Here is a 14,210-nt window from a genome sequence, read left to right as displayed (position 1 = left end):
CGCACCGGAACGCGAGGGGCGCCGATGAGGAAAGGACGACTATGAGCACGGATCTTCCCGAGCCGGACGCCGAGGCGGTGTTCAGCGATGAGGACGGCGTCCTCTACGACGACGAGGTCACGCCGGAGTACGGAATCCTCGGTTTCACGCTGCGTGAACTGCTGATCGTGGGCGTCTGGCTGGTGTCCTTCCTCGTCTCCTTCTTCCCGCTCAGCGGAGGGATCTCGCTGTGGGGCATCGGCATCCAGTGGATCCTGCCGATCGGCGTGCCGACCGTGGCGGTCTTCCTCCTCGTCCTCCGGCGTTTCTCGCCGGACGGCATCCGGCGAGTCGGGTCGCTCGGTATCGACCAGTTCGCCTCCGTGGCCTTCTCGGTGGCGGCCTGCGTCTGGGCCGGCAACCTGTGGCTCGCCCTCTCGGCGGTCATCTCGACCGGCAACTGGGGTCTGCCGTGGAACGCCGTGGTCCAGGTCATCACGTCCACCGCGCTCGTCGTGCTCACCGTCTTCGCGCCGATCATCCCGGGGCTGAAGGAGGACTTCCAGGGGCGGCTGGTCACGCTCGCGCACCGTAACGCCAATCCCGTCCGTCCCGTGGTCGCCCGCCCGCGTCCGGAGCACGACGCGGCCACGGAGACGGTCGACCAGACCGACGAGTCCGCCGCTGCCGTGGATGCCTCGGCAGCCTCCTCCCCGTCCCCTGCCGAGGGGGTGACAGCCGTCATCGTCGACGTCGAGGCGACGACGGTCGAACCCGCTGGCGAGGCGGATGAGGTCGCCGAGGCCGACCGTGTCCCGCTCACCGCCCACGCGTCGGGCGGGGGGACGGGGACGGTCCCCGTCGCTGCGGAGCCCGAATACGCCCCGCCGTACTCGCGGCGCTCCCGCAGCGAGCAGCCGGACATCGTGTCCGACACCGGGAGCATCGAGTCGCTGCTGGGCGCGAAGGCGCTCTCGGAGGACGAGCTCCGCGCGCAGGAAGCGGCGGTCGACGACGCGACCGCCGTGCACGACGTCGTCGCCGACGAGGGCGACGTGGAGACCACCCGCCCGCGCGAGAGCGCGCCCGCACCGCAGCCCTTCTGGATCCTCGCCGCGACGGAGCGCGACGTCCATGACGAGCGCGGCGAGCCGATCTTCCGTGTCGGCCCGTCGGCCTGGGCGCTGGTGATCGAGGACCGTGGCGGCGCCTACGTCGTCCGCCACGACGACGGGCGCATCGGCTACCTCCACGACATCGCCGGCATCACGAAGGGCTGACATGCGCACGATCGATCTGCGGGGGCGCGAGCTCTCGCCCGCGGACATGCTGTCCGCCGTCCCGCGCGCCACGCAGGCGCGCGCCGAGGCCCTCGAGACCGCCGCTCGTCTCGTCGACGACGTGCGCGAGCGCGGGGAGGACGCGCTGCGGGAGCAGGCCGAGCGTTTCGACCGGGTCACGGGGCACGCCGTGCGCGTGCCTGAGCAGCACCTGGCGGAGGCGCTCGACACGCTGGCGCCGGACGTGCGCACCGCCCTCGAGGAGGCGATCCGTCGGGTGCGTCTGGCATCGGCCGCGCAGGTGCCGGCCCCGCAGGTCACACGGATCGGCGACGGCGCCACCATCACGCAGAGGTGGCAGCCGGTCCACCGGGTGGGGGTGTACATCCCGGGCGGCAAGGCGGTGTACCCGTCGAGCGTCGTCATGAACGTGGTTCCCGCGCAGGTCGCCGGCGTCCGGCAGATCGCGCTCGCATCTCCGCCGCAGGCGGATCAGGACGGCCGTGTCCACCCGACGATCCTGGCGGCCGCCGCGCTGCTCGGCGTCACCGAGGTCTATGCGATGGGGGGTGCCGGGGCGATCGGTGCCCTCGCCCATGGCGTCGACAGCCTCGGCCTCGACCCCGTGGATGTGGTCTCCGGCCCCGGTAACAACTACGTCGCCTCGGCGAAGCGGGCCGTGGCGGGCGTCGTCGGTACGGACTCCGAGGCCGGCGCGACCGAGATCCTCGTCGTCGCGGACGCCGCCGCCGATCCGCGTCTGATCGCCGCCGACCTCGTGAGTCAGGCAGAGCACGACGAGCAGGCGTCCGCCGTCCTCGTCACGGACGCCTTGGAGCTCGCGGAGCGGGTGCGGGAGGCGGTCGAGGTCCTCGCTGCCCGCACGCGTCACAGCGAGCGCGTGGCCGCGGCCCTCGCCGGCCCGCAGTCGGCGATCGTCCTGGTGGACGACCGCGAGACGGCGGTCGCCTTCAGCAACGCGTACGCACCGGAGCACCTCGAGCTGCACCTGGCCGATGCGGAGGATGCCGCAGCCGGGTTCACGAGCGCGGGCGCGGTCTTCGTCGGCGATCAGACGCCGGTCAGCCTCGGCGACTACATGGCCGGCAGCAACCATGTCCTGCCCACCGGGGGCCAGGCGCGGTACGCGCCGGGTCTCGGGGCGTACACGTTCCTCCGCCCCCAGCAGGTCGTCTCCTACGACCGTGCGGCGCTGGCGGCCGTCCGTGAGGGCGTCGTCGCGCTGGCCGACACCGAGGTGCTCCCGGCGCACGGCGAGGCGATCGAGGCGCGGTTCACCGCGTAGGATCTGTCAGATGCACTGCCCCTTCTGCCGTCACCCCGATTCCCGGGTCATCGATTCCCGAACGAGCGACGATGGGCTCTCGATCCGTCGTCGGCGTCAGTGTCCGGAATGCGGGGGACGCTTCTCCACGACGGAGACCGCGAGCCTGAACGTCATCAAGCGGTCCGGCGTCATGGAGCCGTTCAGCAGGGAGAAGGTCATCTCCGGGGTGAGGAAGGCATGCCAGGGGCGTCCGGTCACTGAGGCCGACCTCGCGATCCTCGCGCAGCGAGTGGAGGAGGCGGTGCGGCAGACCGGGGTCTCCCAGCTCGACACGAACGAGATCGGCCTCGCCATCCTGGGGCCGCTCCGAGAACTGGACGAGGTCGCCTTCCTCCGTTTCGCGAGTGTCTATCAGGCGTTCGACTCCCTGGAGGATTTCGAGGCCGCCATCGGCGATCTGCGCGCCGACCACGCGAAGGCCGCCGCAGCGGACCGGTAATCTGGCAGGGATGTATCCGCTGCTCTTCCGCGCCGTCCTGTCGCGCTTCGATCCCGAGTTCGCCCACCACGCCGGCATGGCGGTGATCCGCGTCCTCGGAGTGCCTCCGTTCGCCCGCGTGACCCGCGCGATGACCCGGCCGGATCCGTCGCTGCGCGTCGATGCCCTGGGGCTCACCTTCCCGTCGCCGTTCGGTATCGCGGCCGGGTTCGACAAGAACGCGGTGGGGGTCCGTGGGCTCGCCGCTCTCGGTTTCGGGCACGTCGAGGTCGGCACGATCACGGCCGTTCCGCAGGAGGGGAATCCGAAGCCCCGGCTGTTCCGCCTGATCGAGGATCGCGCGGTCATCAATCGCATGGGCTTCAACAACCGCGGTGCGGATGCCGCCGCCCGGCGTCTGGCGCGCCTGCGTCGCGGGGCTCCCGACACCGTGATCGGCGTGAACATCGGCAAGAGTCGCGTGGTGGACGTGGCGGACGCCCTGGCGGACTACGTCGCCTCGGCGACACGGCTGGCGCCGCTGGCCGACTATCTGGCCATCAACGTGTCGTCACCGAACACCCCGGGATTGCGCGGTCTGCAGGCGGTGGAGACGCTGGCGCCGTTGCTCCGGGCGGTCCGCGAGGCCTCGGGTTCCACCCCGCTGCTCGTCAAGATCGCGCCCGACCTCCCTGACGAGGAGATCGAGGCGATCGCCCGCCTGGCGGTGGCCGAGGGGCTCGCTGGGATCATCGCGCACAACACGACCGTCAGCCGCGACGGCCTGCGTACCGATGCGGCAGTGGTCGAGGCCGCCGGTGCGGGGGGTCTCTCCGGGGCGCCGCTGAAGCAGCGCTCGCTGGACGTGCTGCGGGTCGTCCGCGGTGCGGTTCCCGCCGACTTCTGCGTGATCGCGGTGGGCGGAGTGGAGACGGCGGCGGACGTGCAGGAGCGCTTGGACGCCGGGGCGACCCTGGTGCAGGGCTATACGGCGTTCCTCTACCGCGGCCCGTTCTGGGGCCGCGAGATCAACCGGGGACTGGTCAGTCCGGGTACTGCCCGCGCTTGACCTGCGGCTTGGGCAGGCGCATGAAGCGCATCTGCAGCGCGCGCATTCCCGCGTACCAGCCGAGGCCCTTCTCCACGCGGTCCTTGCCGAACTTGGCGGCGGCCTTGCGCTTGACGCGCATGCCCAGAAGGATCATCCCGCCGATCGCGATCACGAGGTACGCCATCATGAAGAGGTACGCGTAGAACGAGATCATCATGTTCGTCGGCAGCAGCGAGGCGAGGATGACGAGCACCATGACACCCATCACGAACTCCGCGGGGTGCCACCCGGCGTCGACGTAGTCGCGAACCCACCGACGCTGCGGCCCCTTGTCCCGCGCGGGGAGGTACTTCTCTTCGCCGGCGGCCATGCCGGCCTGCGCCTTCGCGCGGCGCTCGTTGAGCTCGGCGCGGGCTGCGGCCTTCGCCTCCTTCGTGTTCGCCACGAGGGGGCGGCGGCGCGCGGCCTCCTGCTCGGCGCGGGTCGGCGTCGCTCGTCCCTTGCCGACGGCAGGCGTCTGGGGGGCGTCGTCGTTCGTCGAAGGGGAGGCGGGGGTAGTGGCCACGAGGTTCCTCAGTTCGCTGGGGCGGGTCACCTTAAGATTACTCGCATGACCTCACCTGCTCTTCCCAGCGAGTCCGACGCCGCCGTCCTCGAAGCCGTCGCCGTCGGCATCCCCTCCGCGCTGTCGGACCTCGGGAACCTCGTGCGCATCCCCGGAATGGCCTGGCCGGCCTTCGACCAGACCCAGCTGGAGCGCAGCGCCGACGCCGTCGCGACGCTCGCGCGGGGCACCGGCGTCTTCGATGAGGTGCGGGTGCTGCGCGCCGACATCCCTGGCACCGACGAGCAGGGCCAGCCCGCGGTCCTCGCGACCCGAGCGGCGCGCAACGGCAAGCCGACGATCCTGCTGTACGCGCACCACGACGTGCAGCCTCCCGGCGACGACGCCCTCTGGGAGACGCCGCCGTTCGAGCCGACCGTGCGTGACGGCCGCCTGTACGGTCGCGGTGCCGCGGACGACAAGGCCGGCATCATGGCCCACATCGGAGCGATCCGCGCGGTGGCCGAGGTCCTGGGCGACGATCTGGACCTGGGGATCGCGATGTTCGTCGAGGGGGAGGAGGAGTACGGGTCGCGGTCCTTCGCGCAGTTCCTCTCCGACAACAAGGACGCACTGCGGGCCGATGCGATCGTCGTCGCCGACTCGGGCAACTGGGACTCCGTCACCCCGGGACTCACGGTGTCCCTGCGGGGCAACGCGCGGTTCACGATGAAGGTGCGCACGCTGGACCACGCCTCGCACTCCGGCATGTTCGGCGGAGCGGTGCCGGACGCCATGATGGCGACGGTGCGCCTGCTCGCCACCCTGTGGAACGAAGACGGCTCGGTCGCCGTGGACGGCATGGCGGCCCGGGAGGCGGAGACGCCCGAGTACACGGAGGAGACGCTGCGCGACGAGGCCGGTCTGCTCCCCGGTACGACGCCCATCGGTGACGGCACGATCCTCAGCCGCATCTGGAACAAGCCCTCCGTCACGGTGATCGGCATCGACGCGACGAGCATCGCTGCGGCGTCGAACACGCTGTTGCCCGAGGTGACCGTCGTGATCAGCGCCCGCGTGGCACCCGGGCAGTCCGGGCAGGAGGCGTATGACGCGCTCGAACGCCATCTCCGCGCGCACGCACCGTTCGGTGCGGAGCTGACCTTCTCCGACGTCGATCTCGGCAACCCCTTCCTGGTGGACACGAGCGGGTGGGCGGTGTCCCTCACGCGCGACGCCATGCGGGACGGCTACGGCGTGGCGCCGGTCGATCTCGGGGTGGGCGGATCGATCCCGTTCATCGCCGATCTCGTCCGGGAGTTCCCGGACGCGCAGATCCTCGTCACCGGGGTCGAGGACCCGCACTCCCGGGCACACAGCCCCAACGAGTCGCTGCACCTGGACACCTTCCGGCACGCGGTGGCGACCGAGGCACTGCTGCTGGCCCGGATGAACGCGCGGGAGATCTGAGCCTTCCCGTCCTCCCGGCGGTAGAATCGTCGGAGAGCCCGTACCCGGCCCGTCATGAGGAGCGACATGAGCGACACCATCCTGTCCGCAGAGACCACCCGCGCACACGGCGTCAGCCTGACGGACGCCGCTGCCACGAAGGTGAAGAACCTTCTCGAGCAGGAGGGTCGCGATGACCTCCGCCTGCGCGTGGCCGTGCAGCCCGGCGGCTGCTCGGGACTCATTTACCAGCTGTACTTCGACGAGCGCTTCCTCGAGGGCGACGAGACGGTCGACTTCGACGGTGTCGAGGTCATCGTGGACAACATGAGCGTCCCCTACCTCGACGGTGCCTCGATCGACTTCAAGGACACGATCTCGGAGCAGGGCTTTACGATCGACAACCCGAACGCGGCGGGGAGCTGCGCCTGCGGCGACAGCTTCCACTGACGCTTCCTCCTGCGAACGCCGCCGTCACGTCTCGTGACGGCGGCGTTCCGCGTCTCAACCTGCATGGTTGGCATGAATCAGGTGTGAGGTTGCTCTAGACTTGGACATGCCTTGTCCGCGATCTGAAAGGTGCATCGTGCCCTCGAAACGCCGCCTTCGTTGGGCCGCACTCCCTGTGGGAGTTGTGGCAGCTGTGGCTCTGGCGGGATGTACTCCCACCGAGCTCAACGGCTTTCTTCCGGGCTTCGTGGACGGTGGTCCGGCAGCAACCAACCAGACGGAGCGCGTGTCGTCCCTCTGGGTGAACTCCTGGATCGTTCTCCTCGCGGTCGGCGTCATCACCTGGAGCCTCATGGCTTGGGCCGCGATCGCGTACCGCCGTCGCAAGGGCCAGACCGGCCTGCCGGTGCAGATGCGCTACAACATGCCCATCGAGATCTTCTACACGATCGTGCCGCTCATCCTCGTGCTGGGCATGTTCTTCTTCACGGCGCGCGACCAGACGGAGATCGAGACGAAGTGGGACGACCCCGACGTCGAGATCACCGCGATCGCCAAGCAGTGGGCGTGGGACTTCCAGTACAACGGTGAGACCGAAGAGGACACCGTCTGGACCATGGGCATCCAGGCCCAGCCGGATGCCGAGGGCAACATCGACCAGGCCGAGCTGCCGACGCTGGTGCTCCCGGTCGACCAGAAGGTCACCATCAACCTGCAGTCGCGCGATGTCATCCACTCCTTCTGGATCATCGACTTCCTCTACAAGAAGGACATGTTCATCGGGAAGGACAATTCCTGGTCCTTCATCCCCACCCGTGAGGGCGAGTACGCCGGCAAGTGCGCCGAGCTCTGCGGCGAGTACCACTCGATGATGCTCTTCAACGTGAAGGTCGTCTCGCAGGACGAGTACGACGCCTACCTCGAGTCCCTCGAGGAAGAGGGCAACACGGGCGACATCACCGACGCGTACGACCGTCTCTCGAACCTCCCCGGCACCTCCGGGAAGACCGAAACCGAGGAAGGAGAGGAGTAAGCCATGTCGACCACTGAAGCTCCTCGCACCGACGAGGCACCCCGCTCCCGTCCCACCACCCTGCCTGCGCGCCAGGCCGCTCTGATGAGCTCCTCGCGCGTCGAGCAGAAGGGCAACATCGTCGTCAAGTGGATCACCTCCACGGACCACAAGACGATCGGGTACATGTACCTCATCGCCTCGGTGGTGTTCTTCCTCCTCGGTGGCGTGATGGCACTCGTCATCCGCGCCGAGCTGTTCGCGCCGGGCATGCAGATCATCCCGACGAAGGAGCAGTACAACCAGCTGTTCACGATGCACGGCACGATCATGCTGCTGATGTTCGCGACGCCGCTGTTCGCGGGCTTCGCCAACGCGATCCTGCCCCTGCAGATCGGTGCTCCCGACGTCGCCTTCCCGCGTCTGAACGCCTTCGCCTTCTGGCTGTTCCTCTTCGGCTCGACCATCGCGGTCGCCGGCTTCCTCACCCCGCAGGGGGCCGCCTCCTTCGGCTGGTTCGCGTATCAGCCGCTGGCCAACGCGTCGTTCTCGCCGGGCGCCGGTGGGAACCTGTGGATGCTCGGGCTCGGGATCTCGGGCTTCGGAACCATCCTCGGTGCCGTCAACTTCATCACGACGATCATCACCATGCGTGCGCCCGGTATGACGATGTGGCGTATGCCGATCTTCAGCTGGAACACGCTCATCACCAGCCTGCTGATCCTGATGGCCTTCCCGGTCCTCGCCGCGGCGATCTTCGCCGCCGCCGCTGACCGCGTGCTCGGGGCGCACATCTACGACCCGGCCAACGGCGGTGTGCTGCTCTGGCAGCACCTGTTCTGGTTCTTCGGTCACCCGGAGGTGTACATCATCGCGCTGCCGTTCTTCGGCATCGTCTCGGAGATCTTCCCGGTGTTCAGCCGGAAGCCGATCTTCGGCTACAAGACGCTGGTCTACGCGACGATCGCGATCGCGGCCCTGTCCGTCGCCGTGTGGGCGCACCACATGTACGTCACGGGTTCCGTGCTGCTGCCGTTCTTCGCCCTGATGACCATGCTCATCGCGGTGCCGACGGGTGTGAAGATCTTCAACTGGATCGGAACGCTCTGGCGCGGCTCGGTGACGTTCGAGACGCCGATGGTGTTCTCGCTCGGCTTCCTCGTGTCGTTCGTCTTCGGTGGTCTGACCGGCGTGATCCTCGCGGCACCGCCGCTGGACTTCCACCTGAGTGACTCGTACTTCGTCGTCGCGCACTTCCACTACGTCGTGTTCGGTACCGTCGTGTTCGCGATGTTCGCCGGCTTCTACTTCTGGTGGCCGAAGTGGACGGGTCGCATGCTCAACGAGCGTCTCGGCTACGTGCACTTCTGGATGCTGTTCGTCGGCTTCCACATGACCTTCCTCATCCAGCACTGGCTCGGTGTCGACGGCATGGTGCGTCGTTACGCGGACTACTCCGCGGCGGACGGCTGGACGTGGCAGAACCAGGTCTCCACGATCGGTGCGATCATCCTCGGTGCCTCGATGCTGCCGTTCTTCCTGAACGTCTGGATCACGGCCCGCAAGGCGCCCAAGGTGACCGTGAACGATCCGTGGGGTTACGGCGCCTCGCTCGAGTGGGCGACGTCGTGCCCGCCGCCGCGGCACAACTTCACGTCGATCCCGCGCATCCGCAGCGAGCGCCCGGCGTTCGACCTGAACCACCCGGAGGCCGCGGAGTTCGCGACCACCGCACCCGGCGAGCGAGAGGGCCACTGAGTCATGCGCGACAACGTCATCATCTGGTGGGTCCTGACCGCGTTCTTCGCCCTCGTCGGCGTCGTCTATACCGGCTGGAACATCCTGGCTCACCCCGGGCTGCCGCTCGTGAACCAGATCGAGTGGGTCGGCACGGTCGCCCTGTTCTTCTCCGCCTTCATGGGCGCCATGGTCGCGTTCTACCTCGACCGGACGCACAAGGCGCAGAACGGTGAGCTCCCCGAGGACATCCTGACGTCGGACATCGACGACGGTGACCCGGAACTCGGCGAGTTCAGCCCGTGGTCCTGGTGGCCGCTGGTCCTCGCGGCTTCGGCCGGCGTGTTCGTCGTCGGCCTGGCGGTCGGCCACTTCCTCCTTCCGATCGGTCTCGCCATCTTCGTGGTCGCGATCGTCGGCTGGGTCTACGAGTACTACCGCGGCAACTTCGCTCGCTGAGCGTGATCCACGACCAAGGCCCCCGGAGCTTCCGGGGGCCTTCGTCGTTCCTGCGTTCTCCTCACACGCGCGTACGGATGCGGGGGATCCCGGTCAGCGGGTCGACAGGTCGGTGGTGGACACCGTCGGCGTCCTCGACCGGGTATCCCTCCCGAGCCCAGTACTCGAAGCCACCGATCATCTCCCGCACCCGGTAGCCGAGGCGCGCGAACTGGAGCGCCCCGCGGACGCCACCGTTGCACCCGGGGCTCCAGCAGTAGACGACCACCTCGGAGTCCGCCGGGATCTCGCTCGGCGCGCGGGTGGCGATCTCGCTGTGAGGCATGTGAAGCGCCCCGGTCACACGACCCTGGGCGAAGGCCTCCGCCGAGCGGACGTCCACCACGACGAGCGCTCGTCCGGCGGCACGGTCCGCGTGCACGTCACTGGGGTCGGTCTCGTAGGCGAGGCGGGCGGCGAAGTAGTCGGCGCGATCGATCATGAGCCCAGACTAGAGAGCGGAGGGCGCCGGTGACCGAGGGATACCGTCGTGCGTCGTACGAATCCTGCCGTCGTAGCCGGTCAGAGCACCGCGGTCATCTGGATGCGTCGCCCGTGGCGGGTCAAGCCCAGCCGCTGCTCGACGGTGACGAGCTCCTGCAGAAACGCGGTGTCCGGAGTGGAATCCACGAAACCGCAGCTGGAGTAGAAGGGCGCGTTCCACGGCACGTCCGCATAGGTGCGCAGCGTGATCCGCGTGTGGCCCCGCCGGCGGGATTCGTCCTGGGCGGCGACGACGAGGGCCCGCCCGATCCCGCGGCGTCCGTAGGCGGGATGCACGGACAGCTGTTCCAGGTGGGCGTACCCGGGCCCCTCGATGACCTGCACGAATCCGACCGGTACTTCTTCGACGCCGCCGGGAGACTCCGCCGCGGGGGAGTCGGTGGCGACCAGGACGAATCCACCGGTGTTCCGGCGGTCGTCCGCCGTCGACGGCGGCGGCCAGTCCTCGGTGCCGAAACGATCGGTCAGCAGGCGGTCGGCCGCGCGCTCGATCTCTTCCAGGACGGAATGGTCCTGATCCGTCGCACTCCGGATGACGACGCTCATGCGCGGTCCTCGGGGAGGGCGGCGACCGCCTCGATCTCGACGAGCTGGTCGTCGTAGCCGAGCACGGTGACGCCGAGAAGGGTGCTGGGCGCATCGTGGGCCCCGAACGCCGCATGGACGACGTCCCAGGCTGTCACGAGGTCCCGCTGCGCGGAGGAGGCCACCAGGACCCGTGTGCTGATCACATCCGTCAGGGTGGCGCCGGCGGCCGTAAGCGCCTGTTGCAGTGTCTCGACGCATCGCGCCGCCTGCGCGGCATAGTCGCCGGGGGCGGTGGTCGTCCCGTCCTCTTCGAGAGGGCAGGCTCCGGCGAGGAAGACCAGCCGGGAGCCCGCGGGCGCGGTGGCGGCGTAGGCGTAGGGAGCGTCGGCGAGTTGGGGAGCACGGAGCAGGCGGACGACCGAAGACATGACACGATCCTTTCATCGGGTGATGACGACGAAGGCCCCGTCCGAGCGGACGGGGCCTTCGATGGGGGACCGACGATTACTCGTCGTCCTCCGACTTCTTCTTGCGAGGCTTCTTGACCGGCTCGGTCGAGATCACCGTGCTGGGCGTGTTCGGCGTCTCGTCGATGTGGGTCTCGTCGACCGTGAGCGGGGCGTCGGGGAAGCCGGCACGCTCATGGGCGCCCTGGATCTCCGCGACCTCGGCCGCTTCGTTGCCCTCGGTGACGTGGTGCTGGTGCGCGTCCGCGGCGTCGACCTCGGCCTGCGTGAGCGGAGCCAGACGGTCTTCGAAGAACCAGCGCGACATCGCGGACCGCAGGTTCTCCGTCCACGGGATGCGGCCCTTGGCGTTCGGACGGACCACGAGGGGCTCGTAACCGTCGACGTCGATGAGCTTCCACCGGTCGTACTTGTCGACCGGCTGGTGCACCTCGATGTACTCGCCGCCCGGGAGGCGGACGATGCGGCCGGACTCGAAGCCGTGCAGCACGATCTCGCGGTCCTTCTTCTGCAGCGCGATGCAGATGCGCTTCGTCACGAAGTAACCGATGATCGGGCCGAGGAACAGCAGCGCCTGCAGCGTGTGGATCACGCCCTCCATCGTGAGCATGAAGTGCGTGGCGATGAGGTCGGACGAGGCCGCCGCCCAGAGCACCGCATAGAAGATGACGCCGGCGACGCCGATCGCGGTACGGGTGGCCGCGTTGCGCGGACGCTGGGCGATGTGGTGCTCGCGCTTGTCGCCCGTGACCCACGCCTCGATGAAGGGGTAGATCGCGACGATGACGATGAACAGACCGAGGACCGCCACCGGAGCCAGGATGCCGAACGACCAGGTGTGGTCGAGGAACACGATGTCCCAGTTCGACGGTGCGAGACGGAGCGCGCCGTCCGCGAACCCGATGTACCAGTCCGGCTGCGTACCGGCTGAGACGGGGGAGGGGTCGTACGGTCCGTAGTTCCAGATCGGGTTGATCTGGAAGAACGTCGCGATCAGCACGATGGTGCCGAAGACGATGAACAGGTAGCCGCCCATCTTCGACATGTAGACCGGCATCATCGGGTAGCCCACGACGTTGTCGTTCGTGCGGCCGGGGCCGGCGAACTGCGTGTGCTTGTTGATGATCATGAGCATCAGGTGCACGGCGATGAAGGCGATGACCAGCATCGGCAGCAGCAGGATGTGGAGAGTGTAGAGACGTCCCACGATGTCGGTACCCGGGAACTCGCCGCCGAAGAGGAGGAACGAGGTCCAGGTGCCGATCAGGGGGAGACCCTTGATCATGCCGTCGATGATGCGGAGGCCGTTGCCCGAGAGCAGGTCGTCCGGGAGCGAGTAGCCGGTGAAGCCCTCGGCCATCGCCAGGATGAAGAGCACGAAGCCGATCACCCAGTTCAGCTCACGCGGCTTGCGGAACGCACCGGTGAAGAACACGCGCAGCATGTGCACGCCGATGCCGGCGATGAAGACGAGCGCGGCCCAGTGGTGGATCTGGCGGACCAGGAGTCCTCCACGGAGGTCGAACGAGATGTGCAGCGTCGACTCGAGGGCCGACGACATCGCGATGCCGCGCATCGGCGCGTAGGCGCCGGTGTAGTGGGTCTCCACCATCGAGGCCTGGAAGAAGAACGTCAGGAAGGTCCCGGAGAGGAACACGACGACGAAGCTCCAGAGTGCGATCTCACCGAGCATGAACGACCAGTGGTCGGGGAAGATCTTGCGACCGAGCTCCTTGACGAAGCCCGAGATGCTGGTGCGCTCATCGATGTAGTTCGATGCGGCTCCGACGAAACGGCCGCCGAGAGGCGCCTTGGTGTCCTTCTCGTCCTTGGACAGCGTTGCGGTGCTCAATGGCGCTCCCAGAAGCTCGGGCCGACGGGTTCGGTGAAGTCGCTGCGTGCGATGAGGTAGCCCTCGTCGTCCACGGTGATGGGCAGCTGGGGCAGCGGCCGTGCGGCCGGGCCGAAGATTACCTTGGCGTGGTCCGTGACGTCGAACTGCGACTGGTGGCACGGGCACAGCAGGTGGTGGGTCTGCTGCTCGTACAGGGCGACGGGGCAGCCGACGTGCGTGCAGACCTTGGAGTACGCGACGATGCCGTCGTACGACCAGTCCTTGCGGTCCTCGGCCTCGATGAGCTGCTCGGGGCGGAGGCGCATCATCAGCACGATGGCCTTGGCCTTCTCCTCGAGGTAGCCCTCGTCGTGGCCCAGCTCCGCGAGGTCCTCAGGGATCACGTGGAACGCGGAGCCGAGGGTGACCTCGGCCGCACGGATGGGCGTGCCGTCGGGGTCGCGCACCAGGCGCATCCCCTCGTCCCACATCGTGTGCTTCAGCAGCGCGACCGGGTCGCCCGCCGTGGGGTCTTCCGGCGTGGAGTGGGGTGCGAGACCGCGGAACAGGGTCACACCGGGGATGATCGACGCGACGATCGCTGCGAACAGCGAGTTGCGGATCATCGTGCGGCGACCGAAGCCCGACTCCTCGTTGGCCTCGGCGAAGGCCTGGACGGCCGCCTCACGCGTCGAGTCCTTGCCCCGGGTGGGGTGGCGGTGCTCGATGTGCTCCTTGTCGGACATGAGCGCCTTCGACCAGTGGATGGCGCCGATGCCCAGGGCCAGCAGCGCGAGCGCGATGCCGAGACCGATGAAGAGGTTGTTCTGACGGATGTCGATGAGAGCGCCGCTCTCGATCGGGAACAGCATGTAGGCGGCGACCGCCCAGATGCTGCCGGCGAGCGACAGGTAGAACAGCGTGTAGACGGTGCGGACGGCGGCCTTCTCGGCGCGCGGGTCCTTATCGGTCATCCGCTCGCGGTGCGGCGGAAGACCGGGGTTCTGCACGGGATCGCTGACTGCGACACCCAGCCCCGGAGAGGGCTGGTAGGCCCTGTCAAGAGCCTGCGAGTCGTCGTCGTGTGCCATGGTGCTCCTCGTACGTTCCT

General features: G+C 68.4%; 15 protein-coding genes. 9 read left to right on the top strand and 6 right to left on the bottom strand.

The genetic code is table 11. From position 1 onward, the window contains the following. Positions 1-41 precede the first annotated feature (41 nt). The 4 genes from KAF39_RS14130 to KAF39_RS14115 are packed head-to-tail and all read left to right on the top strand — an operon-like array spanning position 42 to position 4,094. On the top strand, positions 42-1,259 hold the full coding sequence (locus KAF39_RS14130) for a hypothetical protein (protein ID WP_210677812.1): 1,218 nt from the start codon (positions 42-44) through the stop codon (positions 1,257-1,259). Position 1,260: 1 nt separating this feature from the next. Then, entirely contained in the window at positions 1,261-2,565 is a 1,305-nt protein-coding gene (gene hisD / locus KAF39_RS14125) for a histidinol dehydrogenase (protein WP_210677811.1), read from the top strand. 10 nt (positions 2,566-2,575) lie between these two features. Next, a complete protein-coding gene (nrdR, locus tag KAF39_RS14120) occupies positions 2,576-3,046 on the top strand; it encodes a transcriptional regulator NrdR (RefSeq protein ID WP_210677810.1) in 471 nt (156 codons plus the stop codon). A 10-nt stretch (positions 3,047-3,056) separates the two neighbouring features. Further along, positions 3,057-4,094, top strand: a complete 1,038-nt coding sequence (locus KAF39_RS14115; protein ID WP_210677809.1) for a quinone-dependent dihydroorotate dehydrogenase — start codon at positions 3,057-3,059, stop codon at positions 4,092-4,094. Here KAF39_RS14115 and KAF39_RS14110 read toward each other — a convergent pair. Beyond that, positions 4,069-4,641, bottom strand: coding sequence for a DUF3043 domain-containing protein (locus tag KAF39_RS14110; RefSeq protein ID WP_060921218.1), 573 nt, complete (start codon positions 4,639-4,641; stop codon positions 4,069-4,071). The genes KAF39_RS14115 and KAF39_RS14110 overlap by 26 nt on opposite strands. A gap of 45 nt (positions 4,642-4,686) precedes the next feature. On the opposite strand from KAF39_RS14110, the gene KAF39_RS14105 reads away from it, so the two are divergent. From KAF39_RS14105 to KAF39_RS14085, 5 genes are all read left to right on the top strand, one after another. Beyond that, complete coding sequence (locus tag KAF39_RS14105) at positions 4,687-6,090, top strand: dipeptidase (RefSeq protein ID WP_210677808.1); 1,404 nt, start codon at positions 4,687-4,689, stop codon at positions 6,088-6,090. 66 nt (positions 6,091-6,156) lie between these two features. Further along, positions 6,157-6,519 carry an iron-sulfur cluster insertion protein ErpA gene (gene erpA, locus KAF39_RS14100; RefSeq protein ID WP_149085641.1) on the top strand — a complete coding sequence of 121 codons (363 nt, stop codon included), beginning with the start codon at positions 6,157-6,159 and terminating at the stop codon, positions 6,517-6,519. Positions 6,520-6,625: 106 nt separating this feature from the next. Beyond that, positions 6,626-7,552, top strand: a complete 927-nt coding sequence (gene coxB, locus KAF39_RS14095) for a cytochrome c oxidase subunit II (RefSeq protein WP_246878316.1) — start codon at positions 6,626-6,628, stop codon at positions 7,550-7,552. Between the two features lie 3 nt (positions 7,553-7,555). Further along, positions 7,556-9,289 carry a cytochrome c oxidase subunit I gene (gene ctaD, locus KAF39_RS14090; RefSeq protein WP_210677806.1) on the top strand — a complete coding sequence of 578 codons (1,734 nt, stop codon included), beginning with the start codon at positions 7,556-7,558 and terminating at the stop codon, positions 9,287-9,289. A gap of 3 nt (positions 9,290-9,292) precedes the next feature. Beyond that, complete coding sequence (locus KAF39_RS14085; RefSeq protein ID WP_025105064.1) at positions 9,293-9,727, top strand: cytochrome c oxidase subunit 4; 435 nt, start codon at positions 9,293-9,295, stop codon at positions 9,725-9,727. A 61-nt stretch (positions 9,728-9,788) separates the two neighbouring features. On the opposite strand, the gene KAF39_RS14080 is transcribed toward KAF39_RS14085, so the two are convergent. From KAF39_RS14080 to KAF39_RS14060, 5 genes are all read right to left on the bottom strand, one after another. Further along, entirely contained in the window at positions 9,789-10,208 is a 420-nt protein-coding gene (locus KAF39_RS14080) for a rhodanese-like domain-containing protein (RefSeq protein ID WP_210677805.1), read from the bottom strand. A gap of 80 nt (positions 10,209-10,288) precedes the next feature. Beyond that, positions 10,289-10,816 carry a GNAT family N-acetyltransferase gene (locus KAF39_RS14075; RefSeq protein WP_210677804.1) on the bottom strand — a complete coding sequence of 176 codons (528 nt, stop codon included), beginning with the start codon at positions 10,814-10,816 and terminating at the stop codon, positions 10,289-10,291. Beyond that, positions 10,813-11,226 carry a RidA family protein gene (locus KAF39_RS14070; RefSeq protein ID WP_210677803.1) on the bottom strand — a complete coding sequence of 138 codons (414 nt, stop codon included), beginning with the start codon at positions 11,224-11,226 and terminating at the stop codon, positions 10,813-10,815. Before KAF39_RS14070 ends, KAF39_RS14075 begins: the two co-directional genes overlap by 4 nt. A 76-nt stretch (positions 11,227-11,302) precedes the next feature. Further along, positions 11,303-13,117, bottom strand: coding sequence for a cytochrome bc complex cytochrome b subunit (locus tag KAF39_RS14065; RefSeq protein WP_210677802.1), 1,815 nt, complete (start codon positions 13,115-13,117; stop codon positions 11,303-11,305). Then, positions 13,114-14,190: a ubiquinol-cytochrome c reductase iron-sulfur subunit gene (locus KAF39_RS14060; RefSeq protein WP_210677801.1), complete on the bottom strand. Its 1,077-nt coding sequence runs from the start codon at positions 14,188-14,190 to the stop codon at positions 13,114-13,116. The genes KAF39_RS14065 and KAF39_RS14060 overlap by 4 nt, the downstream gene beginning before the upstream one ends. Positions 14,191-14,210 lie beyond the last annotated feature (20 nt).

Source organism: Microbacterium sp. BLY, from assembly GCF_017939615.1.
Taxonomy (GTDB): domain Bacteria; phylum Actinomycetota; class Actinomycetes; order Actinomycetales; family Microbacteriaceae; genus Microbacterium.
This window is presented reverse-complemented; position numbering and strand designations above follow the sequence as displayed.

Excerpts from the sequence above, each read along its gene's own strand:
- KAF39_RS14130 (WP_210677812.1), top strand. The coding sequence starts at position 42 with ATGAGCACGGATCTTCCCGAGCCGGACGCCGAGGCGGTGTTCAGCGAT.
- hisD (WP_210677811.1), top strand. The coding sequence starts at position 1,261 with ATGCGCACGATCGATCTGCGGGGGCGCGAGCTCTCGCCCGCGGACATG.
- nrdR (WP_210677810.1), top strand. The coding sequence starts at position 2,576 with ATGCACTGCCCCTTCTGCCGTCACCCCGATTCCCGGGTCATCGATTCC.
- KAF39_RS14115 (WP_210677809.1), top strand. The coding sequence starts at position 3,057 with ATGTATCCGCTGCTCTTCCGCGCCGTCCTGTCGCGCTTCGATCCCGAG.
- KAF39_RS14105 (WP_210677808.1), top strand. The coding sequence starts at position 4,687 with ATGACCTCACCTGCTCTTCCCAGCGAGTCCGACGCCGCCGTCCTCGAA.
- erpA (WP_149085641.1), top strand. The coding sequence starts at position 6,157 with ATGAGCGACACCATCCTGTCCGCAGAGACCACCCGCGCACACGGCGTC.
- coxB (WP_246878316.1), top strand. The coding sequence starts at position 6,626 with ATGCCTTGTCCGCGATCTGAAAGGTGCATCGTGCCCTCGAAACGCCGC.
- ctaD (WP_210677806.1), top strand. The coding sequence starts at position 7,556 with ATGTCGACCACTGAAGCTCCTCGCACCGACGAGGCACCCCGCTCCCGT.
- KAF39_RS14085 (WP_025105064.1), top strand. The coding sequence starts at position 9,293 with ATGCGCGACAACGTCATCATCTGGTGGGTCCTGACCGCGTTCTTCGCC.
- KAF39_RS14080 (WP_210677805.1), bottom strand. The coding sequence starts at position 10,208 with ATGATCGATCGCGCCGACTACTTCGCCGCCCGCCTCGCCTACGAGACC.
- KAF39_RS14075 (WP_210677804.1), bottom strand. The coding sequence starts at position 10,816 with ATGAGCGTCGTCATCCGGAGTGCGACGGATCAGGACCATTCCGTCCTG.
- KAF39_RS14070 (WP_210677803.1), bottom strand. The coding sequence starts at position 11,226 with ATGTCTTCGGTCGTCCGCCTGCTCCGTGCTCCCCAACTCGCCGACGCT.
- KAF39_RS14060 (WP_210677801.1), bottom strand. The coding sequence starts at position 14,190 with ATGGCACACGACGACGACTCGCAGGCTCTTGACAGGGCCTACCAGCCC.